Here is a 21,499-nt window from a genome sequence, read left to right as displayed (position 1 = left end):
GAACACGTTCGGGCGGGGTGCACCGAAGGTCGTCGAACCGGGAGTCCGTTCGCGGAGCGTCCGGGGGGACTTCGTTCGCGGTGACGTGCCACCGGCGTCCCGCCCGAGGTCTCAATGAGTGTCCGCGTTCCCCGCCTTCACCGGACGGCGTCCTTCGCCGCCCTTCTGGGAAGCCTTGCCCTTCCCGTGTCGGCCCTCCCCACGTCGGCCTTCGCCGATTCCACCACCATCACGACGCTTCCGCCGGTCTCGGTGACCGCCAACCGCGTCCCCACCGCCGCCGAGGAAACCGGCAGCGCCCTGACCGTCATCACCCGCGAGGAACTGGAGCAGCGCCAGACCCAGCTGCTGTCCGACGCGCTGCGCGCGGTGCCCGGCGTCGCCGTCAACCGCACCGGCCCTATGGGCACCCTGACCCAGCTCCGCATCCGCGGGTCGGAGGGCAACCAGACGCTCGTCCTGATCGACGGGATCGAGGTGAACGATCCCGCCGCCGGTTCCGAATATGATTTCGCCAACCTGCTGGCCGGCGACGTGGAACGCGTCGAGGTGCTGCGCGGCCCGCAGAGCGCGCTTTACGGCTCCGACGCGGTCGGCGGCGTCGTCAACATCGTGACCCGCCGCGGCGCCGGCGCCCCCCGGTTCGGCGCCGCCGTCGAGGGCGGGTCCTTCGGCACCGCCGCCGGGCGGGCCTCCTTCGGCACCGGGACCGACCGTTACGACCTGTTCCTCAGCGGCCAGGGCGTCACCAGCGACGGTGTGTCGGTCGCCGACAAGCGGCTCGGCAACCCGGAGAAGGACGGCTACCGCAACGGCACGCTGACCGGAAACGCCGCCGTCCGCCCGACCGAGCACAGCGAGATCGCGGTGACCGGCCGCTACACCCGCTTCCGCACCGACACCGACGGCTTCGTCGGCGGGCGCGGCGCCGTCGATGACGGGACCAGCACCGCCGGAGAGCAGTATTTCGGGCGCCTCCAGGGCAAGATCGCCCTTCTCGACGGAAAGTGGGAGCACATCGTCGGCCTGACCCATGGCCGCCAGCAGCGCGACTACCGCGACGACGCCAAGACGGTGACCAGCCGCTACGACGGGCGCAAGACCAAGGCCGACTATCAGACCAACCTCGCTCTGAACAGCGGCCCCGCCGACCATGTGCTGACCGCCGCCGTGGAGCATGAGGAGGACAAGGCGATCAGCCGCAGCAGCTTCTCCAGCTTCGACCGCTCCATCGGCTCCACCGGGCTGGTGGGCCAGTACAAGCTGGGGCTGTTCGACCGGCTGACCCTGACCGGCAGCGTCCGCCACGACGCGAACGACCTGTTCCGCGACGCCACCACATGGCGCACCACGGCGGCCTATCTGATCGAAGAGAGCGGGACGAAGCTGCGCGCCTCCTACGGCACCGGCGTCAAGAATCCGACCCTGTTCGAGCTGTACGGCTACACCGCCACCTACGCCGGCAACCCGAACCTGAAGCCGGAACGGGCGCGCGGCTGGGACGCCGGCTTCGATCAGGCGCTGTGGGGCACGCGGGCCTCCGTGGACGGCACGTGGTTCGACCAGCGCATCCGCGACCTCATCACCGGCACCGGGCGGACCTCCGTCAACATGCCGGGCGAGTCCCACATCCGCGGCTTCGAACTTGGCCTGTCGGTGGAGCCGGTCGACCGGCTGACCATCCGCGGTTCCTACACCTGGACCGACGGCGAGGATTCCACGGGGGTGGAACTGGTGCGCCGGCCCAAGCAGCTCGCCAGCCTGACCGTCAACCACCGCTTCCTGGAGGACCGGGCGAACGCCAACCTCGGCGTCGTCTACAACGGGCGGTCCAGCGACTGGGCCTACGATCCCTTCTACAACCGGCAGGTCGTGAATCTCGCGCCCTACACGCTGGTCAACATGGCCGGCTCCTACGCGCTGTCCGAAGGAGTCGAACTCTTCGGGCGCGTGGAGAACCTGTTCGACCGCCGGTATCAGGAGGTCTGGACCTACGGCGCGCCGGGACGGGCCGGGTATCTCGGGCTGCGGCTGTCGCTGTGAGGCCCACCTTTGTCGGGCTGGCCGCCGCCCTCCTGCTGATCGCGGGAGGGCCGGCGGCGGCGTGGGAGGCGCCGCCCGCAAAGCCGCCCAGCAAACCACAGCGCATCGTCTCCCTAAATCTCTGCGCCGACGAGCTGCTGTTGCGGCTGGTCGGGCCGGAGCGCCTCGCCGCGGTGACGTGGCTGGCGCGCGATCCCCGCGCCTCCACCGTCGCGGCGCTGGCGTTGCGGGTGCCGGTCAACCACGGGACGGCGGAGCAGATCCTGCCGCTCAACCCCGACCTGATCGTCGCCGGGCGCTACACCACGCGGGTCGCGGTCGGGCTGCTGACGCGGCTGGACGCCCCGCTGCTGGAGCTGGACGTCCCGCAGAGCGTGGCGGGGGTGGCGGAGCAGATCCGCGGCCTCGCCCGCGCCGTCGGCGAGCCGGACCGGGGGGAGGCGCTGGTCGCCGACCTGCTCTCCCGCCTCGACGCCCTGCCCGCCGCGGCGCCGGGTCCGCGCCCGACCGCGGTGGTGCTGCGCCCCAACGGTTTCGTCGCCGGGTCCGGGTCGCTGGTCGACGAACTCCTGACCCGCGCCGGGCTGGAGAACATGGCCGACCGCCTGCCGCTGGGCAGCCAGGGCGCCCTGCCGCTTGAGGCCATCATTCTGGGCGGGGCGGACGTGCTGATCGTCGACGCCGCACCCGACGCGCCGCCGTCGCTGGCCGGCGCCCTGCTGCACCACCCGGCCCTGAAGGCCTTGAAACGTCAGGTCCGCACCGTGTCGCTGCCCTCCCGCCTGTGGACCTGCCCCGGCCCGCAGATCGCCGAGGCCGCGGAACGGCTGGCTGCCGCGCGGGAGGCCCTGCCATGACGGCTGCCGCAACGTGGGAGTCCCGCATCCCCTACCCCGCCCTGGTCGCCGGGCTGACGGGTCTGGCACTGGCGCTCTGCGCGGTGTCGGCGGCGGTCGGCTATGTGCCGTTCGACCTGGGCGTCGCCCTGTCCGACTGGCTCGCCGGGCGCCCCACCCTGGGGGCGCTGGTGCTGGCCGAATTGCGCCTGCCGCGCGCCCTGATCGGCCTGCTGGTCGGCTTCAGCCTGGGGCTGACCGGGGCGGCGATGCAGGGCTGGCTGCGCAACCCGCTGGCCGAACCGGGGCTGGTCGGCGTGTCGAGCGCCGCGGCGCTGGGCGCGGTGATCGTCTTCTACAGCGGCCTGTCCGCCGCGCTGTCGCTGGCCCTGCCGCTCGGCGGCATGGCCGGAGCGGCCACCGCCGCGGTGCTGCTGAACCTGATGGCGGCGCGGGGGGCCGGAACGACGGCGCTGGTCATCGGCGGCATCGCCATCAACAGCCTCGCCGGGTCGCTGACCGCGCTGGCCCTCAACCTCGCCCCCAACCCCTACGCGGCGCTGGAGATCGTGTTCTGGCTGATGGGGTCGCTGGCCGACCGCGGCACCGACCAGCTCTGGCTCGTCCTGCCGCCGATGCTGGCGGGCTGGGCGCTCTGCCTGTCCGGCGCCCGCGCGCTCGACGCGCTGACCCTGGGAGAGGACGCGGCGCGCAGCCTGGGCTTCGACCTCACCGGGCTGCGCGTCCGGCTGATCGCCGGGGCGGCGCTGGCGGTGGGCAGCGCGGTGTCGGTCACCGGCGCCGTGGGCTTCGTCGGGCTGGTGGCGCCGCACCTGATGCGCCCGCTGGCCGGGGCGCGGCCGGGACGGCTGCTGCTGCTGGCGGGCCTCGCCGGGGCGTGCCTGACCCTGGCCGCGGACATCGCGGTCCGGCTGCTGCCGACGCGGCCCGAACTGAAGCTGGGCGTGGTTACCGCCCTGATCGGGGCGCCCTTCCTGATCGTCCTGATCGCCCGGCTGCGGCGGGAGGAGACGTGATGCGCATCGAAACCCACGGCCTCTCGGCCAAAGCCGGCGGGCGGACCATCCTGACCGACGTCAGCCTCGCCATCGAGCCCGGCGCCTTCACCGGGCTGATCGGCCCGAACGGCGCCGGCAAGACCACCCTGCTGCGCCTCCTCGCCGGTCTCGCCGAGCCGGCGGCGGGCCGCGTCACCTTCGATGGAAAGTCCGCGGCACAAGTCGGACGCCGGGCGCTCGCCCGCGGCATCGCCTATCTGCCGCAGAGCGGCCCGGTGCATTGGCCGCTGCGCGCCGAGGCACTGGTCCTGCTGGGTCGGCTGCCCCACCGCGGCGCGCTGGGCGGAATCACCGCGGCGGACCGCGCGGCGGTGGAGCGGGCGCTCGCCACCGCCGACGCCGCCCACCTGCGCGGGCGGATCGTCGGCACCCTGTCGGGGGGCGAGCGGATGCGCGTCCTGCTCGCCCGCGCCCTGGCGACCGAAGCGCCCGTCCTGTTGGCCGACGAGCCGGTCGCCGCGCTCGATCCCGGCCACCAGCTCGCCTGCATGGCGCTGCTGCGCGACACCGCCCGCCGGGGGAGCGGCGTGGTGGCGGTGTTGCACGACCTGACTCTGGCCGCCCGCTTCTGCGACCGGCTGATCCTGCTGTCGGGCGGCGGCGTGCTGGCCGACGGACCGCCCGCGCGGGTGCTCACCGACGCCCACCTGCGCGCCGCCTACGGCATCGCCGTCCACCGGGGCGAGGCCGGCGGCGAACCCTTCCTGCTTCCCTGGCACGCCCTGCCATCCCCGACTCGCCAACCGGAGACGCCTTGATGAGCGACCTGTCTTCCCTGCTGCGCGACGCGCTGAACGACCCGGCCACCGGCTGGAGCCTCGGCGCGTTCGGCGCCATCGCGGAGTTCGTCCGCGACCCGGACGAACCCGTCGCCCTGCGCGACGACGGCCCGGAGCTGGAGGCGCGGACCGCCCGCGGCGGGCTGCGCCTGCGCCCCACACCGGCCATCCGCGCGGTGCCCTACCGAACACGCAACGGCAGCCTCGCCGTGGCCCTCTGCCTGCCCCGTCACGTCGCCGCGATGAACCGGCGCCGCGTGGTGACCGAGCTGGGTCCCGACCGCGAGGCGATCGCCGGGGCGGACCGCGACGCCCGGCTGTTCGACCTCGGGCTGAACGTCTTCCAGACCGACGTCTGCGTGCGCAGCGCCGACCCCGCCACCATCGCCCGCCTGCGCGCGGTGGTCGGGACGGAGCTTCTGGCGCCGGGCAATCCCCTGCCGCCCGACCTGCCGGCGCTCAGCCCCGACCGCGTCTTCATCGGCCCGTTCGGCCGGATCGAGGTCAGCCAGCCGATCCCGCCGCCCGACGGCCGCAGCCCGGAGGGTCCGCACACCCACGTCCTGCCGAAGCTGCTGGCCCACGGCCGGACCCACGCGGCGACCGTCCCGATTCCCGACGGCTGGGTGCCCAGCCTGTACCTGTCCCCGCCCGCCGGGTCCTTTGCTGCGTGGGAGGGTCTTGGGGGCTGAAATCCCGCCGCCGCACCCCGGCTCACAGATCCGGCGGGGTGCGGGCGGGCAGGTGCAGGGTCGCCAGGGTACCGCCGCCGGTGCGCGAGGCGATGGTGAAGGACCCGCCCAGCCGGTCCGACGCCAGATTGTCCACGATGTTCAGGCCGAGCCCGACCGAGCCGGTGCCGCGGCGGGTGGTGAAGAAGGGCTCCAGGATGCGCCCGGCGGTCCCCTCCGCGATGCCGGCCCCGTCATCGGCGACGGACAGCAAAACCGTCTCCGGCCCCGACGCCGCGGCCCCGACCGTCACCAGCCCGTTCCGCCCACCCGGGAAGGCGTGCTCCAGCGCGTTGCGGACGAGCTGCTCCAGGACCGCGGACAGGATCGCCGGGTTGCTGACCATGCGCAGGTCGGCGGGGCAGTCCACGGCCATGCGATGCCCCAGCGGCTCCCACTGCGGACGCAGGCTCTCCGTCACCTGCTCCAGGAAGGGCCTCAGCGCGATGGTCTGGCGCAGCCCGCCGTGGTCCGCCGCCACCCCCTTGAAGCAGCGCACGATCTCCCCGGCGCGGGCGATGGTGCCGGACAGCAGGGCGGCCAGCTCCCCGGCGCTCGCCAGGAAGCGCTCCAGCTCGGCGCGGCGGAGCTGGTTGGCGGCCAGCCGCTCCGTCATCGCGGCGACCCGGTCGCCGAGGTGCGACGCGCTGCCCAGCGCCACGCCGATGGGCGTGTTGATCTCGTGGGCCACGCCGGCGACCATCTGGCGCAGCGCCGCCATCTTCTCGCGCTGGGCCTGGGCCAGCTTGCGCGTGCGCTCGCGGACCAGCGCCTCCAGATGCTCGTTCTCGTCCTTCAGGCTGCGGTTGGCCCGGCGCAGCGACAGGTGGGTGGCGACGCGGGCGCGCACGATGGCCGGGCTGAAGGGCTTGGTCACGTAATCGACGGCTCCGGTCTCCAGCCCGAAGGCCTCCTCCTCCGGGCTGGACAGCGAGGTGATGAAGATCACCGGGACGTCGGCGGTGGCCGGGTCGGTCTTCAGCAGCCGGCACACCGCGTAGCCGTCCAGCCCCGGCATCATCACGTCGAGCAGCACCAGCTCCGGCGGGTCGGCGGAGGCCAGCTCCAGCGCGCGGCGGCCGGAGGTCGCGAAACGCACCTCGTGCCGGTCCTCCAGCACGCTGGCCAGCGCGCGGATGTTGGCCGTGTCGTCATCGACGATCAGAATGTGACCACCGCTCACGGCGTCGTCTCCCGGTCCCGTTCCCTGATCCATGCGGCGGTGAGCCGTTCCAGCGCCGCGCGGGCCGCAGCGAAATCCAACGCTTCCACGGCCCGCCCCATCTTGTCCATCGCCTCGTCATGGCCGCGCCCGGCCAGCAGGCCACGCAGAGCGTCGAAGCGGGCCGCCGCCGACAGGCTGCCGCTGCGCAACGCCTCCTCCAGCGCGCGCAGCGCCTCGTCCAGCGTGTCCGGGTCGACGAGAGGAACCGCCGGGATTTCCGGCACGACCTCCACGGCGATCTCCGCGGCGCGCAGCGTTTCCGCCGAAGCCAGCGCGGGACCGAGGGCGGCGGACAGATCGGCCACGAGCCCTGGGATCACCTCCCACCGCTCCTCGCGCGCCGCCAGCTCCAGCGCCGCGGCGGCGGCGCTGGCGGCCATCGCGCCGACCGTTCCGGCGCTGCCGCGCACCCCATGGGCGAAGCGTTCCAGCGCCGGTCCGTCTCCCGCGCTGCGCAGATGCTCCAGCCGGACCGGCGCGTCGCCGTAGCGGTCGAGAAAGTCGAGGATCGCCCGGCGCAGCGTGCGCGCCCGCCCGTTCATCCGCGCCAGCGCCGGGGCGAGGTCGAACCCCTCCAAGCCGTCAGGAAGCACGGCATCCATCTCCGCGGCCTTGGCAACCAGCAAGGCCTCCCGCCGCCCGAACGGCTTCAGCCAGCGATTCAGCACGGCGACGAGGCGGTGCGGCTCCACCGGCTTGGCGATGTGGTCGTCCATGCCGGCGTCCAGACAGCGCCGCCGCTCCTCCTCCAAGGCGTGGGCGGTCATGGCGATGATCGGCAGGCGGTCGGGGCCGCACTGGCGGCGGATCGCCCGCGCCACCGCGAAGCCGTCCATGTCCGGCATCTGGACGTCGGTGAGCAGCGCGGCGTAGCCCGCCCCCGGCTCCAGCGCCAGCCGCACCGCCTCCCCGCCGCTGCCGACCGCGGTGACGACCAGCCCGGCGTCCTCCAGCAGCTCGCGCGCGACCAGCCGGTTCACAGCGTTGTCGTCGGCGACCAGCACGCGCAGGCCGCGCAGCGGCTCGTCCACCCGCAAGCCCGCAGCAAGCCCCGGATCGGCCAAAGCGGCGGGCAGCGCCGTCGCGGCGCCGTCCTGCACGCCGACCGTGACCGTGAAGCGGAAGGTGCTGCCCAGGCCGGGGGCGCTGTCCACGGCGATGCCGCCGCCCATCATGACGGCCAGCCGCCGGCTGATCGCCAACCCCAGCCCGGTCCCGCCGTAGCGGCGGGTGGTCGAGCTGTCGGCCTGGGCGAAGGGCTGGAACAGGCGGGCCACCTGCTCCGCCGTCATGCCGATGCCGGTGTCGCGCACGGCGAAGCGCAGCTCGGTCTCCGCATCCTCCGTCCCGCGCGGCGCGGCGGCCACGCCGAGTACCACGCTGCCGCTCTCGGTGAACTTCACCGCGTTGTTGACGAGGTTGAGGAGCACCTGCCCCAGCCGCAGCGGGTCGCCCAGCAGGGCGGTGGGCACGTCCGGGGCGACCTCCAGCCGCAGCACCAGCCCCTTCTCCTCGGCGGACAGGGCGGCGGTGCCGGCCACCATGTCGAGCACGGCGGACAGGTCGAAGGGCACGCGCTCCAGCGTCAGCATCCCCGCCTCGATCTTCGAGACGTCGAGGATGTCGTTGATGATCCCCAGCAGCGCGGTTGCCGAGGCGCGGATCCGCGTCAGGTAGCCGCGCTGGCGCGGCGGCGGCCCGGCGCGCAGGGCGAGGTGGCTGAGGCCGAGGATGGCGTTCATCGGCGTGCGGATCTCGTGGCTCATGTTCGCCAGGAAATCGCCCTTGGCGCGCGACGCCTCCTCGGCGCGGCGGCGGGCCTCCTCCACCTGCTGCTGGCGGCGCGCGATCTCGTCGAGGAAGTGGCGGATCGAGCGGGAGATGGTGGCGATCTCATCGGTGCCGCCATCGGGCAGCGGCGTCTCCCGCCCCTCCACCCGGTCGAGCACCGCGTCGTTCAGCCGGACCAGACGCAGGGTCAGGAAGCGGCGCAGGTACAGATACACACCGAGCGCCACCAGGAAGCCCAGCGCCCCCAGCCCGACCAGGATGCGGTTCTGCGTCGCGGCCAGTTCGGACAGGCCGTCCGCCTCGTCCGCCGCCGCCGCGTTGATCCGTTCGAACAGCGCGTGGGCGATCTTCACGACCTCCTCGACCATCACCAGCACTTGGTTGGTCAGCGCCTTGCTGCGGGCGATGGCCGCCTGCCGCTCCATCAGGCTGGGCAGCAGGCCGGAGGGGCCGAGCAGAGCCGTCTCCAGCCGGCGGTGCAGGGCGGCGAAGCGTTCCGCCTGTTCGGGCGGCAGCCCGGCGTGGAGCGCCGGCAGGGCCGACAGCGCCGCCGCCGCGTCCCGCTGGGCGCGCGCGATCTCGCGCTGGAAGCGGCTGTTGCCGGCGTGGGTGCTTTCGTTCAGGACACGGTTGACCGTGTTGGTCCAGGCGGTCAGCGGCCCCAGCCGGTCCGGCGGCAGGGTCGGCAGCACGGCGGCGACCAGCGCGCCGGCCTCCGCCGACAGGCGGCGGGTCTCGTCCAGCGCGTCGTCGCTGCGCGCCGCCGCGTCGATGCGCTCGGCGACCAGCCGGTCGAGGTCCGCCAGCGTCGGGACGAGCGTCCCCAGGACGCCGGCCAGCGTGGCGCCGCCCTCGATGTCCGACAGGGCCTGGGCCGACCGGGTGACCGCCGTCAGGTTGGCCGTCAGCTCGGCCAGGGTGACCCGCCGTTCGGGGTGGCTGGTCGCACCGCCCAGCCGGGTTGCCTGCGACAGCACCTGCTGCAGGCCGCCGTTCAGCACCGCCCCGGTGGTGATGCGCGGCAGCGCCCCGTTGGACAGGTCCGACAGGGCGTGGCGGAACTGCGCGAGGTCGTAGAGCGCGGCACCCGACACGCCCAGCAGCACACCCACCATCACCAGCAGGCCCAGCCCGACGCGCCGCCCGACGCCGCCCCGGAAGGGCGCGCGCGGGACCGGCGCGGTCGTGGCGGGCTCCGTCGTCATCAACGCTCGGTGATGCGGCCGTCGATGCGGGGCGACACCGTCCCGCGGTCGGTCAGATGTTGGGCCATGATCTCCCACAGCAGCTTGCCGCTGGCTCCTGAGGAAGCGCCGGGCGACTTCAGCATGCCGTAGCCGTCGCCGCCCTGGGCCAGATAGTTGGGCAGGGCGACCGAATAGCGGGCGTCCGGGTCGAGCGGCTTGCCGCCCACCGTGACGGAGACGACGCGGCTGCCCGCCGGCTGCTTCAGGTCGTAGACCACCGCCATGTTGGACGGGTGGAGGAAGCTGCCCTTCTGGTTCTCCACCCCGGCGGCGCTGACCTCCAGCGCCTCGCGCAGGGCCTTGCCGGGAAGGGTGACGGCGATGATGGTGTCGCGGAAGGGCAGTTCGCGCTGGATGTCGCGGCGGGTCAGCACCGTCCCCGCCTCGTACTGGCGGTTGCCGCGGATGTTGCCGCCGTTGATGAAGGCCGCGTCGGTGTTGAAATGGCCGCGCATGGCGTCGGCGATCAGCGAGGCGAAGGCGTTCTCGCCGGTGCGCACCGCGGCGCGGCGGGTGTCGAGCGGGGTCGCCGTCGTCCCGATGGTGATGTCCAGCAGCTCCGACAGACGGGCCAAATAGACGCCGACCCGCTTTTCCATCGCCGGGTCCGGCGGCAGCCCCGCGAGCGGCACGATGGCGGCGCCGGCCAGCGCGGGCGGCGCCTTGCCGTCGCCGTCCAGCCGCAGGACGAAGGCCGATCCCTTCACGTTGACATGGACGCCGAAGAGCTTGCCCTTATCGGCCTCCAAGACGTCCTTGCCGGTGGCGGAGAGCTGGAGCAGCGCGTCGATGGCGGGCTCGCCGCGCAGAGCCTCCACCGCCTCCGGGGCGTTGTCCAGGATGGCGACCACATAGTCGGCCCCCTGCGCGCGCAGGGCGCGGGCCTCCGCCGCGATCATGGCGGGCGGGCGCACCTCGATGTCCGGCACGATGTACTGGACCGTCAGGTCCGGCGAGATCGCCGAGACCACGCCGATCCTGCCCACCGGCGTGTCGAGCAGCGCCGACGGCTCCAGCCCCTCCATCACCTTGCCGGTGTTGCGGTCGATGGTGGTGGCGCTGACGAAGGGGAAGCGCGCCTCGTAGCTGCGCAGGGTCAGCTCGTCCTTGCCGAAGCCGAGGTCGCGCTTGGTCACCGCCATCATGTCGGGCTGAAGCTCGTTCAGCAGGTCGATCATGTGGGCGCCGCGGTCGAAGGTGGACAGGACGCCCGCGGTCAGCGACGCGCCGCCGTGCAGGAACAGCGTGTTGCCCTCCGCCCGCTTGGTGCGCAGCAGCGTGGCGAGGTTGGCGAGGCCGCCCTCGCCCTCCACCGGCTCGATGTCGGCCATCGTCGAGGTGAAGACGATCGACAGCTCCGCCGCCGACGCGGCCGGCGCGACGGCGCCGAGCGCCGCGACGGCGCAGGCGGCCAGGACGGCACGCCAGCCGGAAAAACGCCCCACCCCACCATTGCCGCGATTCGGCATGGTTGCCCCCTCCTGCCATCCCTGTTCCTTCAAAATGGTTCTTCCCGTATTCGGGCAGGGGAGTTCAAGGCATATCCATGCATGCCGGGGAACATTCCGGTGACAAAATCCCCTGCCGCAACAAGGACAAGGAGAGCGGCCGGGTCAGGCCGCCTCGTCCTGCCAGGGGTAGGACAGCGGAACCTCGCGGAAGGCGAAGCGGTCGAGATGGCGTTCCAGCGCACCCTTCAGGGCGGCGAGATGCTCGGCGGAGCTGGTGTCCAGCCGGCAGTCCAGCGCGTCCGGCCGGGCCTGGAGCGTCAGGATGGCGTCGCCCGGCCAATCGGCGCCGCGGGCGTTGCGCGGGAAAACGACGCTCCCCGCCTCCGGCGTGTACTCCACCGTCAGATTGTGCGCCCAGTGCTTGCAGAGCTGCTGGAGGTAGCGGCTGCCGTTCGGGGTCGGGACGCGGACGCTGCTGGCGTGTCTCATGATGATCCTTCTGTTTGGCAACGGTGATTCAGGCCGGTGATTCAGGGAAGACGTTCGATGCGCTGGGCCGCCTCGTCGAGGATGGAAACGGCGGCGTGCACCGTGTCCGCGTCGACGCCCTCGCGCCCCAGCCGGTGCATCAGCACGGCCTTCAGATTCTCCATGGCGCGGCGGATCGGGGCGCCGTCGGTGTGGGCCCGCCGGGTCGCCAGGGCGGCGAGGCGGGCGAACAGGGCGTCGACGGTGGCCGCGTCCTGGGCGAGCTGGGCGGTGCCCTCCGGGGTCACGGCGAAGGGCTTGCGCGCGCCTTCGGCGTCGGCCTTGGCGATGTGACCCATCTCCTCCAGCAGCGACAGGGTCGGGTAGATCACGCCGGGGCTGGGCACATAGCCGCCACCGGTCAGCTCCTCGACGGCGCGGATCAGGTCGTAGCCGTGCCGCGGCTCGTCAGCGATCAGCCGCAGCAGGACCAGCCGCAGTTCCGACGCCTCGAAGACGCCGCGCCGGCCGCCGCGCCCACCGCGCCGCTCGTGACGCTCATGACCCCAGCCTCCTTCCGCGGCGTGACGGCCGCCGCCGTGACGGGGACCGCCGCCATGGGGGCCATCGCCGTGCGGGCCGGGATGATGGCGGCGCATCCGGCCGCAGAAGGGATTCGGGAAAAACCTCATGACAGAGGCTCCACTGCGTTTTGATAGGTCAAAGATATATCGTGACATGTCGAAACACAAGTCCCCGAGACGCTTATTCCCTCTCCCGCCCCGGGAGAGGGGACGCAGCCGTCCTCAGCCACGCCCAGCCAACATACTGCGAATGCGAGGAATTCGCATTGACGTTCCGCAGGAATCCGGACCACAGTGCGCCCGCCCTTCCGGCATAGGCCGTCCCGGCAAAGTTGAAGGAGAGTCAAGGATGAAGCTGACCCGACGCCACGCCCTCGCCATGACCGCCGCCGTGGTCGGCCTCGCCGCCCTGGCGCCCATCCCGGGTTACGCCCAGGACATGACGGTGCGGCACGCGCAGGGCGAGACCCGGCTTCCCGCCAAGCTCGACCCCGTCCTGGTCTTCGACATGACCGCGCTGGACACGCTCGACGCGCTGGGCGTCGCGATCGCCGGGGTGCCCACGGGGCTGAAGCCGCCGCACCTCGCCAAGTATGACGGGCCGTCCTATGCGAAGATCGGCACCATGTTCGAGCCCGACTACGAGGCGGTGAACGCCGCCGAGCCCGGCCTGATCATCGCCGGCGGCCGCTCCGCCCCGAAATACGCCGAGCTGTCGCGCATCGCGCCGACGCTCGACATGACGACCGACCAGAAAGACTTCCTGAACAGCTCGATTGCAAACGCCGAGACGCTGGGCCGCATCTTCGGCAAGACCGCCGAGGTCAAGCAGAAGCTGGACCGGCTGCGCGCCTCCATCGCCGAGCTGAAGGCGGTGGCGGGCAACGCCGGCAAGGGCCTGCTGGTCCTGACCACCGGCGGCAAGATGAGCGCCTACGGGCCGGGATCGCGCTTCGGCATCCTGCACTCGGAGTTCGGCATCCAGCCGGCCGCCCCCGACCTGAAGGTCGCCAACCACGGGCAGGCCATCTCCTTCGAATTCATCCTGGAGACCAACCCGGACTGGCTGTTCGTGATCGACCGCGACGCCGCCATCGGGCAGGACGGCAAGCCGGCTCGGCAGTTCCTCGACAACGACATCGTCCGCCGCACCACCGCCTGGCAGAAGAATCAGGTCGTCTATCTGAACGGCGGCAACTGGTACATCGTCGGCGGCGGGCTGTCGGCGCTCCAGCAGGATGTGGACGATCTTCTGGCGGCGCTGTCCAAGAAGTCCTGACCCGTGAAGACCCTGCCAATCGCCACGCTCCCGCTGGCGACCGTGGGCATCGGCCTGCTGGCCGTCTGGAGCCTGTTCGTCGGCGTCAGCGACGTGAGCCTCGCGACGCTGTTCGGTGGCACTCCGGGTGGCGCCCCGGATCAGGCCACCCAGGTGCTGCTGGTCAGCCGGCTGCCCCGGACGCTGGCCCTGATCCTGGCCGGCGCCGCCATGGCGGTGTCGGGCCTGCTCCTCCAGATGCTGGTGCGCAACCGCTTCGTGGAGCCCTCCACCGCCGGCACCGCGGAATCGGCCATCTTCGGCATGATGATGGTCTCGCTGCTGGCGCCGGAGATGCCGGTGTTCGGGCGCATGGCCGTCGCCAGCCTGTGCGCGCTGGCCGGGACGGGGCTGTTCCTGGCGATCCTGCGGCAGGTGCCGCTGCGCTCGCCGCTGGTGGTGCCGCTTGTCGGCATCATGCTGGGCGGGGTCATCACGGCGATGACTGAGTTCGTCGCCTACCGCCAGGACCTGATCCAGTCGGTGCGCGGCTGGGAGACCGGGGACTTCTCCGCCATCCTGCTCGGCCGCTACGAGCTGCTGTGGCTGAGCGCCGCCCTGACCGGCGTCGCCTATCTGGCGGCGGACCGCTTCACCGTCGCCGGGATGGGGCGGGACGTCGCCACCAACCTGGGCATCGACCACCGCAAGGTGATGGCGCTGGGGCTGGTCATCGTGTCGATGACCACCGCGGCGGTGATCGCCACCTGCGGCATGATCCCCTTCCTGGGGCTGATCGTTCCCAACGTCGTCAGCCTCGTCCGCGGCGACAACATGCGCGGGTCCCTGCCCTGGGTCGCGCTGATGGGGGCCGGGCTGGTGCTGGCCTGCGACATCGCCGGGCGGCTGGTGATCCATCCCTACGAGATCCCGATCGGGACGATGATGGGGGTGATCGGCAGCGCCCTGTTCCTCTATCTCCTGCTGCGGAGGAACGGCCATGCCGGCTGACCGCCGCATCCTCTCGCCGATGGTCGTCCTGGGCGGCCTGTCGGCGCTGACCCTGCTGTCGATCGCGCTGTTCATGACGCTGGGCGCGCGGGGCAAGTGGGACTTCATCCTGGCCTTCCGCGGCACCAAGATCGCCGCCATGGTGCTGGTCGGCTACGCCGTCGCCGTGTCGACCGTCCTGTTCCAGACGATCACCAACAACCGCATCCTCACCCCCTCGGTGATGGGCTTCGACCATCTCTACCGGATGATCCAGACGCTGCTGGTCTTTCAGTTCGGCAGCGGGCTGGTGGCGTCGCTCGACCCGCGGCTGCGCTTCGGCATCGAGGTGGCGTCGATGGTCGTCTTCTCCGGCTTGCTCTACTGGTGGCTGTTCAACGGCGCGGGGCGGGGCGACAACCGGCGCAGCCTGCATCTGCTGCTCCTCGTCGGCATCGTGTTCGGCGTGCTGTTCCGCAGCCTGACCAGCTTCCTTCAGCGCATCATCGACCCCAACGAGTTCCTGACGGTGCAGGACCGGCTGTTCGCCAACTTCAACCGGGTGGACGTCGAACTGCTGACGGTGTCGGCGCTGGTCGTGCTGGCGGTGTCGCTGGTCGGCTGGCGGTGGCGGCGCACCTTCGACGTGCTGGCGCTGGGGCGCGACGCCGCGATCAACCTCGGCGTGGAGCACCGGCGCGCGGTGATGGCGGTGCTGGTGATGGTGTCCATCCTGGTGTCGGTGTCCACGGCTCTGGTCGGGCCGATCACCTTCTTCGGGCTGCTGGTCGCCAACCTCGCCTATCTGGTGGTCCGCTCGCACCGGCACGCGCTGATCCTGCCCGCCGCGGTGCTCCTCGCCGTGCTGACGCTGGTCGCCGGCCAACTCGTGCTGGAGCGGGTGTTCGGCTACAACGCCGCGCTCAGCATCGTCATCGAGTTCGTGGGCGGTCTCGCCTTCCTGTTCATCCTGGTGCGGGGTTCGGCCCGATGATCGACGTCAAGAACATCACGAAGCGCTACAACGGCACCGTCGTCCTCGACGGGGTGTCCCTGTCTCTTCCCGCGGGCGGGGTGATCTCGCTGATCGGGGCGAACGGGGCGGGCAAGTCGACCCTGCTGTCGATCATCAGCCGCCTGCTGCCGATGTCCTCGGGCACGGTGGAAATCGACGGGCTGGACGTGACCACCACGCCGGGCGAGGTGCTGGCCCGCCGCCTGTCCATCCTGCGCCAGGACAACCAGATCATGTCCCGCCTGACGGTGGAAGACCTCGTCGCCTTCGGCCGATACCCGCACAGCAAGGGCCGCCTGACCGACGAGGACCGCAAGCACATCGCCAAGGCGCTGCGCTATCTGGACCTGGAGCCGCTGGCCGGCCGCTTCCTGGACGAGCTGTCGGGCGGTCAACGCCAGCGCGCCTTCATCGCCATGGTGCTGTGCCAGGACACCGAATACATCCTGCTCGACGAGCCGCTGAACAACCTCGACGTCAAGCACGCGGTGGCGATGATGAAGCTGTTCCGCCGCACCGCCGACGAGTTCGGCAAGACCGTCGTGCTGGTGCTGCACGACATCAACTTCGCCTCCTGCTACTCCGACCGCATCGTCGCGATGCGCGATGGCCGTGTCGTGCACCAGGGACCGCCGGAGGCCATCATCACGCCCGACGTCATCCGCGACGTCTACGGCGTCGAGGCCCAGGTGATGGAGAACGCCGGCCAGCGCATCGCGCTGTACTATCAGTAAGAGCATCCACTCCCCTCTCCCGCCCCGGGAGAGGGTGCCCGCAAAGCGGGCGGGTGAGGGTCGCACGAGGATCGAAGCACTAACCCGTTGCCGGAACCCTCACCCTTCCCGCGCTTCGCGCGGGCCCCTTCCCTCTCCCGGGGCGGGAGAGGGAAATCCAGTCACCAACGCGGCGGGTCGAAGATCACCGACCGGTCGATGTCGGCCAGCCGCGCCCGCCCGCTCAGCGCCATGGCGACCTCCAGCTCGGTCTGCAGGATGGTCAGCATGTGGGCCACCCCCGCCATGCCGCCGACCGCCAGGGCGTGCAGCACCGGCTGGCCCACCAGCACCGCGTCGGCGCCCAGCGCCAGCGCCTTCAGGATGTCGGTGCCGCGCCGGATGCCGCCGTCCGCCAGGATGGGCAGGCGGCCCGCCGCGCGGGTGGCGACCAGCGGCAGCACCTCCGCCACCGCAGGCAGCGTGTCGAGCGTCCGCCCGCCATGGTTCGACACGATGATCCCCGCCGCCCCGGCCTCGACGGCGAGGTCGACGTCGTCGGGGTTCATGATCCCCTTCAACAGCACCGGCAGCCGCGTCTCGGCGCACAGCCAGCGCACCGTGTCCCAGCTGGCCGCGGCGTGCAGCATGCCCTGGAAGACCGGGCTGCCGGGCCGCGTCGGAGTGAAGCTGTCCGGCGCCAGCCCGGCCAGATTGACCGGGGCGATGCCGTCCGGCAGGCGGAAGCCGGCGCGCTGTTCGATGTTGCGCAGGCCGCTGACCGGCGCGTCCACCGTCAGCACCAGAGCGCGGTAGCCCGCGGCCTCCGCCCGCCGCACCAGGGCCAACGTATCCTCCGGCCGCGGCTGGGTGTAGATCTGGAACCACAGCGGCCCTCCGGCCGCCGCCGCGACCTCCTCCAGCGTCACGCTGGACTGGGTGCTGACGGTCATCCAGGTGCCGGTCAGCCCCGCCGCCTGCGCGGTGGCCCGCTCCCCGTCGCGATGGACCAGCCGGTGGAAGGCCATCGGCGCGATCAGGATGGGATAGGGCATCGCCTGCCCGAACAGGCTCGTCGCCGCGCTGGCCCCCGACAGGTCGCGCAACGCCCGCGGCATCAGGCGCATCCGGTCGTAGGCGTCGCGGTTGGCCTGCCGGGTGATGCCGTCCGCCCCGGTCCCGGCGATGTAGGCGCGGGTCGCCGCATCGACGCGGGCGGTGAAGTGGCGCTCGTAGTCGTAGAGCGAGACGGTGTCGGCGGGAACGCTCATCGCGGGTGTCCTCATGGATTGTCCCCTCTCCCCTCCGGGGAGAGGGTTAGGGTGAGGGGGTTGCGCTTTTGCTGGACGTCCCACCATGCGCATCCCCCTCACCGGCCCTCCGCCAAATCCCCCGCCCGTCGCGCCAACGCACGCAGGCGCGGGTCGGGCTGGCCGGCCAGGGCGGCGGCCATGCCGAAGTAAAAGTCGGGGAAACCGGTTTCCAACGCCCGCGCGAACCACGCCAGCGCCTCCTCCGTCCGCCCGTCCTGGAGCAGCAGCCGGGCGTGGTTGAAGCGGCCCCAGCAGTCCCCGCCCTCGGCGGCGGCCTGGAAGAGTTGGCGGGCGCCCGCACCGTCCTCGGCCACCGCGCGCCCGGCCTCGTGGAACAGGCCCAGCATGTTCAGCGCCTTCACGTTCCCCCCGCGCGCCGCGGCGGCGTAGAGGCGGTAGGCTTCGGCGTCGTCCGCCGGAACGCCCAGGCCGCGGCAATGCAGGTCGGCCAGATTGAACAGCGCCCAGGCGTCGCCCAACTCGGCGGCCCGGCGGTAGTAAGCGGCGGCCAGGACGGGGTCCGCGGGCACGCCCCAACCGTGCTCGTGGCAGCGCCCCAGCATGTTGACGGCGCGGGGGTCGCCGCTGCGCGCGGCGATGCGGAACCACTCCACCGCCTGCGCCCGCTCGGCCCCGCCCCGGTCGAGGCATTGCTGCCCCAGGGCGAGTTGCACGTCGATGATGCCCGGCCCCGCCGCCGTGACGGCGGCGGTCACTCTCCCGTCCATCACACCTCCGCCCAGCGCCGCAGCAGGTTGTGATAGTGGTTCACCAGGGCCAGCACGGACGGGTGCTGGTCGCCCAACTCCCGGCGCAGGTCGATGATCGCCACGTCGAGGTCGTAGAGCATCGCCCGCAGCCCGTCGTCCTTGACCAGCGACTGCGTGAAGAAGAAGGAGGCCCAGCGCGAGCCGCGCGTCACCGGGGTCACCCGGTGCAGGCTGCTGGACGGATAGACCACCGCGTGCCCCGCCGGCAGCTTCACGCCCTTGGTGCCGTAGGTGTCCTCGACGACGAGATCGCCGCCGTCATACTCGCCGGGATCGCTGAGGAAGATCGTGGTGGAGACGTCGGCCCGCATGCGCATGCCGCCGGTGCCCGGAATGGCCCGGATGGCGTTGTCCACATGGTTGCCGTAGGTCATGTCCAGGTCGTAGCGGTTGAACATGGGCGGCAGGACGCGCAGCGGCAGGGCCGCGGAATTGAAGGCCGGGTTGCGGCCCAGCGCCTTCAGGATGACCACGCCCAGCTCGCGGGCGGTGTTGCTCTCCTCCGGGATCTGCAGGTTGTTCTTGGCCAGCACCGCCTGGGAGCCCGCGGTGACGCGGCCGTCGACCCAGGGCGACGCCTCCAGCACGGCGCGGCAATGGGCGACCTCGTCGGCGGTCAGAACGTCGGGGATTTGCAGAAGCACGGGGAGGAATCCTTTTGCAGAAGAAGACAGGGCGACCCCACCGCTTGTCCCCTCTCCCCTCTGGGGAGAGGGTTAGGGTGAGGGGGTTGCGCTTGGCGGTGCGTCCGGCAAAAGCGCACCCCCCTCACCGGCCCTTCGGGCCACCCTCTCCCCGGAGGGGAGAGGGTTAGGCGGCAAAAGCCCTATACATGGAAGAAGGCCGGACCGGCCCCCGGAGGATGGTCCGGGAAACGGTCCGGCCTGGCCGGAATCAGAAGGTGACGCCGGCGGTCAGCATGAAGGTGCGGCCCGAGGCCGGCACCGCGCGCGAGGCGTTGAAGGCCGAGGCGTAGTTGCGGTGGTCGGTCAGGTTGTAGGCGTTGAGCGCCAGGGACAGGTTCTTGATCTCGTAGGACACCACGCTGTCCAGCGAGACCGTCTCCGGCACGCGGCCCGTGTTGGCGCTGTCGGCCCAGTATTCCGAGGCGTACTGGACGCCGCCACCGACCATGACCTTGCCGGGCACGACGCCGGGGGCGAACTCGTAGGTCGACCACAGGCTGGCGTTGTGCTTCGGCACGTTCGGGGCCTCGTTGCCGACGACCGCGGCGTTGGTCCGCGACTCCTTGATCTCGCCGTCGAGGTAGGCGTAGCTGGCGTAAACGCTCCAGCCCTCGACCACCTTGCCGCTCACCCCGGCCTCGAAGCCGCGGATGCGGGTGCCGAGACCGGCCTCGGAGAAGCCGTCGGTGACCGTGCCGGTGGCCGGATCGACCGAGTAGGTGTTGCTCTTCTCGATCTGGAACAGGGCGCCGTTCAGACCCAGCCGCCCGCCGAGGAAGTCGGCCTTGCCGCCGATCTCGTACAGGTCGGTCTTTTCCGGATCGAAGTCACGCCCGGCGCGCGGCGTCTCCGCCGTGCCGTTGGTGACCTGCGCGGCGATGTCCACGCCGATCGGCTTGTTGGAGCGCGCGTAGGAGAAGTACAGCGACACGTCCTTCGTCGGCTCGTAGATCAGGCTGGCCGACGGGCTGAGCGTGCGGGTGGTGTCGTTGCCACCGATCACCGCCGGATCGGCGGACTTGAAGGTGGTGCGGAAGTAATCCCAGCGCAGGCCGCCCTGCACCGAAAGCTGGTCGAACAGCCACACCCGGTCGGTGACGAACAGGCCGGTGTTGGCGACGCTGGATTCACGCAGACCGGTCGCCGGGTAGGTGAGGAAGGCGTTGGCCGGGTAGTTGTGGCTGGGGTTGCGGATGGTCTGGGTGTTGGTGCGGTTGACCCAGGTGCCGCCGCGCCGCTCGTCCTTCTGGTAATTCAGGTCCAGGCCGCCGTTCACCTTGTGGTAGAGGCCGAGGAAATTGCCCTCCGCCTTCACGCCCGCGACGTTCTGGACGCCCCAGCCCTTCTGCTTGAAGGCCATGCCGCCGCCGGCCCCGTAGGAGATCACCGGGTTGCCGCCGTTCAGGAAGGCGGTGTTGGCCGCGGCGGTCAGCGCCGCCGGGGCCGTCGAGACGAAATCGCGCTCGTAATGGCTGTAGCGGCTGTCGTTGTAGAAGGACAGATTCTTGCTGACCTCGTGGGCCAGGGTCGAGGTGACGATGTGGTTGTCGGTGTCGTCACGATCCAGGTTGCGGACGTAGGAGGTCGAGCGGTCGAGCCCGAACTCCGGCGCCGGACGCAGGATGCCGTCGCGGCCGCGGATCATGGGCTGACCCATGTCCGGCGTCTTCTCGCCGTTCAGGTAGGAGTAGTTCAGATGCCAGGTCGTCGGGGTGCCCAGCCCGACGCCGAGGTCGGCGGCGAAGCCCTTGCGCTTGGCCTCGACCTCGTCGCGGTCGGCGACGTCCTGGTCGTGGTACAGGCCGTTGAAGCGCAACGCGGTCGTTTCGTTGATCGGCTGGTTCACGTCCACCGTGGTGCGGTAGACGGGGCCGGTGCCCACCGACTGCTCGACGTTGTAGCGCTTCTCAAGCCCGGCCTTCTTGGTGCCCTGGTTGATGACGCCGCCGGAGTTGCCGACGCCGAAACCGTTGCCCGACGGGCCCTTGAAGACCTGCACCGTCTCGGTGTTGAAGACGTCGTGGGTGTAGACGCCGAAGTCCTTCAGGCCGTCGGTGTAGATGTCGCCGCGGGCGGTCAGGCCGCGGATGCGGAACTGGTCGCCGTTCTGGCCGCCGTTGCCCTCGCCGGTCGAGATGGTGATGCCGGGGACGTTGCGCAGGACCTGCTCCAGGGTCGTGGCGCGCTGCTGCTCGATGATCTCTTCCGGAACGACGTTGACGACGCGGGGCGTGTCCTTGACGGTGTCGGGCAGGCGGGAGATGCCGGTGGGCTTGGCGTTCACGTTCCCGGTGTCGGCCGGACGGTCGGCGCCCACCCGAACCGGGTCGAGGACAGTGGCGGCGCCGGCCGCGGTGCCCGGCGCGGTCCCCGCGCCAGACCCGGCCCCCGTTCCGGCCGTCTGAGCCTCGGCCACCGTCGCCAGGGTGGAGAAGGACATCGCCAGCCCCGCCGTCGCGGCGGCGCCGGCGATGATGGGTCGGAGGCGGTCGGGGACATTCGATTGCAACATGAGGCTCT

The 21,499-nt window shown here is 71.5% G+C and carries 18 protein-coding genes; 9 read left to right on the top strand and 9 right to left on the bottom strand.

Features of this window, described 5'->3' with window-relative positions:
• The first annotated feature begins 114 nt into the window (after window positions 1-114).
• Genes Sp245p_RS20470 through Sp245p_RS20450 form a run of 5 tightly spaced genes read left to right on the top strand, consistent with a single transcriptional unit; the run spans window position 115 to window position 5,429 of the window.
• Window positions 115-2,043 carry a TonB-dependent receptor plug domain-containing protein gene (locus Sp245p_RS20470; protein WP_014198114.1) on the top strand — a complete coding sequence of 643 codons (1,929 nt, stop codon included), beginning with the start codon at window positions 115-117 and terminating at the stop codon, window positions 2,041-2,043.
• Entirely contained in the window at window positions 2,040-2,900 is an 861-nt protein-coding gene (locus tag Sp245p_RS20465) for an ABC transporter substrate-binding protein (RefSeq protein ID WP_014198113.1), read from the top strand. Before Sp245p_RS20470 ends, Sp245p_RS20465 begins: the two co-directional genes overlap by 4 nt.
• Window positions 2,897-3,916, top strand: a complete 1,020-nt coding sequence (locus Sp245p_RS20460; RefSeq protein WP_014198112.1) for a FecCD family ABC transporter permease — start codon at window positions 2,897-2,899, stop codon at window positions 3,914-3,916. The genes Sp245p_RS20465 and Sp245p_RS20460 overlap by 4 nt, the downstream gene beginning before the upstream one ends.
• On the top strand, window positions 3,916-4,716 hold the full coding sequence (locus tag Sp245p_RS20455) for an ABC transporter ATP-binding protein (protein WP_052584393.1): 801 nt from the start codon (window positions 3,916-3,918) through the stop codon (window positions 4,714-4,716). Before Sp245p_RS20460 ends, Sp245p_RS20455 begins: the two co-directional genes overlap by 1 nt.
• The gene (locus tag Sp245p_RS20450; protein WP_014198110.1) at window positions 4,716-5,429 is read left to right on the top strand and encodes a DUF6925 family protein; all 714 of its coding nucleotides are present in this window, start codon (window positions 4,716-4,718) and stop codon (window positions 5,427-5,429) included. The genes Sp245p_RS20455 and Sp245p_RS20450 overlap by 1 nt, the downstream gene beginning before the upstream one ends.
• A 22-nt stretch (window positions 5,430-5,451) precedes the next feature.
• Here Sp245p_RS20450 and Sp245p_RS20440 read toward each other — a convergent pair whose 3' ends face one another.
• From Sp245p_RS20440 to Sp245p_RS20420, 5 genes are all read right to left on the bottom strand, one after another.
• Window positions 5,452-6,651 carry a sensor histidine kinase gene (locus tag Sp245p_RS20440; RefSeq protein ID WP_165359987.1) on the bottom strand — a complete coding sequence of 400 codons (1,200 nt, stop codon included), beginning with the start codon at window positions 6,649-6,651 and terminating at the stop codon, window positions 5,452-5,454.
• Entirely contained in the window at window positions 6,648-9,689 is a 3,042-nt protein-coding gene (locus Sp245p_RS20435; RefSeq protein WP_246119802.1) for a hybrid sensor histidine kinase/response regulator, read from the bottom strand. The genes Sp245p_RS20440 and Sp245p_RS20435 overlap by 4 nt, the downstream gene beginning before the upstream one ends.
• Window positions 9,689-11,200 carry a bifunctional metallophosphatase/5'-nucleotidase gene (locus Sp245p_RS20430; RefSeq protein WP_014198106.1) on the bottom strand — a complete coding sequence of 504 codons (1,512 nt, stop codon included), beginning with the start codon at window positions 11,198-11,200 and terminating at the stop codon, window positions 9,689-9,691. The genes Sp245p_RS20435 and Sp245p_RS20430 overlap by 1 nt, the downstream gene beginning before the upstream one ends.
• Before the next feature lie 144 nt (window positions 11,201-11,344).
• Window positions 11,345-11,671, bottom strand: a complete 327-nt coding sequence (locus tag Sp245p_RS20425) for a DUF2218 domain-containing protein (protein WP_014198105.1) — start codon at window positions 11,669-11,671, stop codon at window positions 11,345-11,347.
• Window positions 11,672-11,712: 41 nt separating this feature from the next.
• Window positions 11,713-12,309, bottom strand: a complete 597-nt coding sequence (locus tag Sp245p_RS20420) for a PadR family transcriptional regulator (protein WP_109138889.1) — start codon at window positions 12,307-12,309, stop codon at window positions 11,713-11,715.
• A gap of 274 nt (window positions 12,310-12,583) precedes the next feature.
• Between Sp245p_RS20420 and Sp245p_RS20415 the strand changes: the two genes are divergently transcribed.
• From Sp245p_RS20415 to Sp245p_RS20400, 4 genes are read left to right on the top strand one after another with little or no spacing between them, the layout of a single operon-like run.
• The gene (locus tag Sp245p_RS20415) at window positions 12,584-13,513 is read left to right on the top strand and encodes a siderophore ABC transporter substrate-binding protein (RefSeq protein ID WP_014198103.1); all 930 of its coding nucleotides are present in this window, start codon (window positions 12,584-12,586) and stop codon (window positions 13,511-13,513) included.
• 12 nt (window positions 13,514-13,525) lie between these two features.
• A complete protein-coding gene (locus tag Sp245p_RS20410; protein ID WP_420867246.1) occupies window positions 13,526-14,503 on the top strand; it encodes an ABC transporter permease in 978 nt (325 codons plus the stop codon).
• On the top strand, window positions 14,493-15,476 hold the full coding sequence (locus tag Sp245p_RS20405; RefSeq protein WP_041812393.1) for an iron chelate uptake ABC transporter family permease subunit: 984 nt from the start codon (window positions 14,493-14,495) through the stop codon (window positions 15,474-15,476). Before Sp245p_RS20410 ends, Sp245p_RS20405 begins: the two co-directional genes overlap by 11 nt.
• Window positions 15,473-16,231, top strand: a complete 759-nt coding sequence (locus Sp245p_RS20400; protein ID WP_014198100.1) for an iron ABC transporter ATP-binding protein — start codon at window positions 15,473-15,475, stop codon at window positions 16,229-16,231. Before Sp245p_RS20405 ends, Sp245p_RS20400 begins: the two co-directional genes overlap by 4 nt.
• Window positions 16,232-16,392: 161 nt before the next feature.
• Here Sp245p_RS20400 and Sp245p_RS20395 read toward each other — a convergent pair whose 3' ends face one another.
• The 4 genes from Sp245p_RS20395 to Sp245p_RS20380 form a co-directional block, all read right to left on the bottom strand.
• Window positions 16,393-17,481, bottom strand: coding sequence for an alpha-hydroxy acid oxidase (locus Sp245p_RS20395; protein ID WP_041812390.1), 1,089 nt, complete (start codon window positions 17,479-17,481; stop codon window positions 16,393-16,395).
• Between the two features lie 98 nt (window positions 17,482-17,579).
• Entirely contained in the window at window positions 17,580-18,251 is a 672-nt protein-coding gene (locus tag Sp245p_RS20390) for a tetratricopeptide repeat protein (RefSeq protein WP_041812388.1), read from the bottom strand.
• Complete coding sequence (locus Sp245p_RS20385) at window positions 18,251-18,937, bottom strand: Fe2+-dependent dioxygenase (RefSeq protein ID WP_014198097.1); 687 nt, start codon at window positions 18,935-18,937, stop codon at window positions 18,251-18,253. The genes Sp245p_RS20390 and Sp245p_RS20385 overlap by 1 nt, the downstream gene beginning before the upstream one ends.
• A 250-nt stretch (window positions 18,938-19,187) precedes the next feature.
• A complete protein-coding gene (locus Sp245p_RS20380) occupies window positions 19,188-21,491 on the bottom strand; it encodes a TonB-dependent receptor (protein ID WP_014198096.1) in 2,304 nt (767 codons plus the stop codon).
• Between the last annotated feature and the right edge of the window lie 8 nt (window positions 21,492-21,499).

It is taken from the genome of Azospirillum baldaniorum, from assembly GCF_003119195.2.
GTDB lineage: Bacteria > Pseudomonadota > Alphaproteobacteria > Azospirillales > Azospirillaceae > Azospirillum > Azospirillum baldaniorum.
The sequence above is the reverse complement of the archived record's forward strand: the minus strand, read 5'-3'. Positions and strand labels throughout refer to the sequence as shown.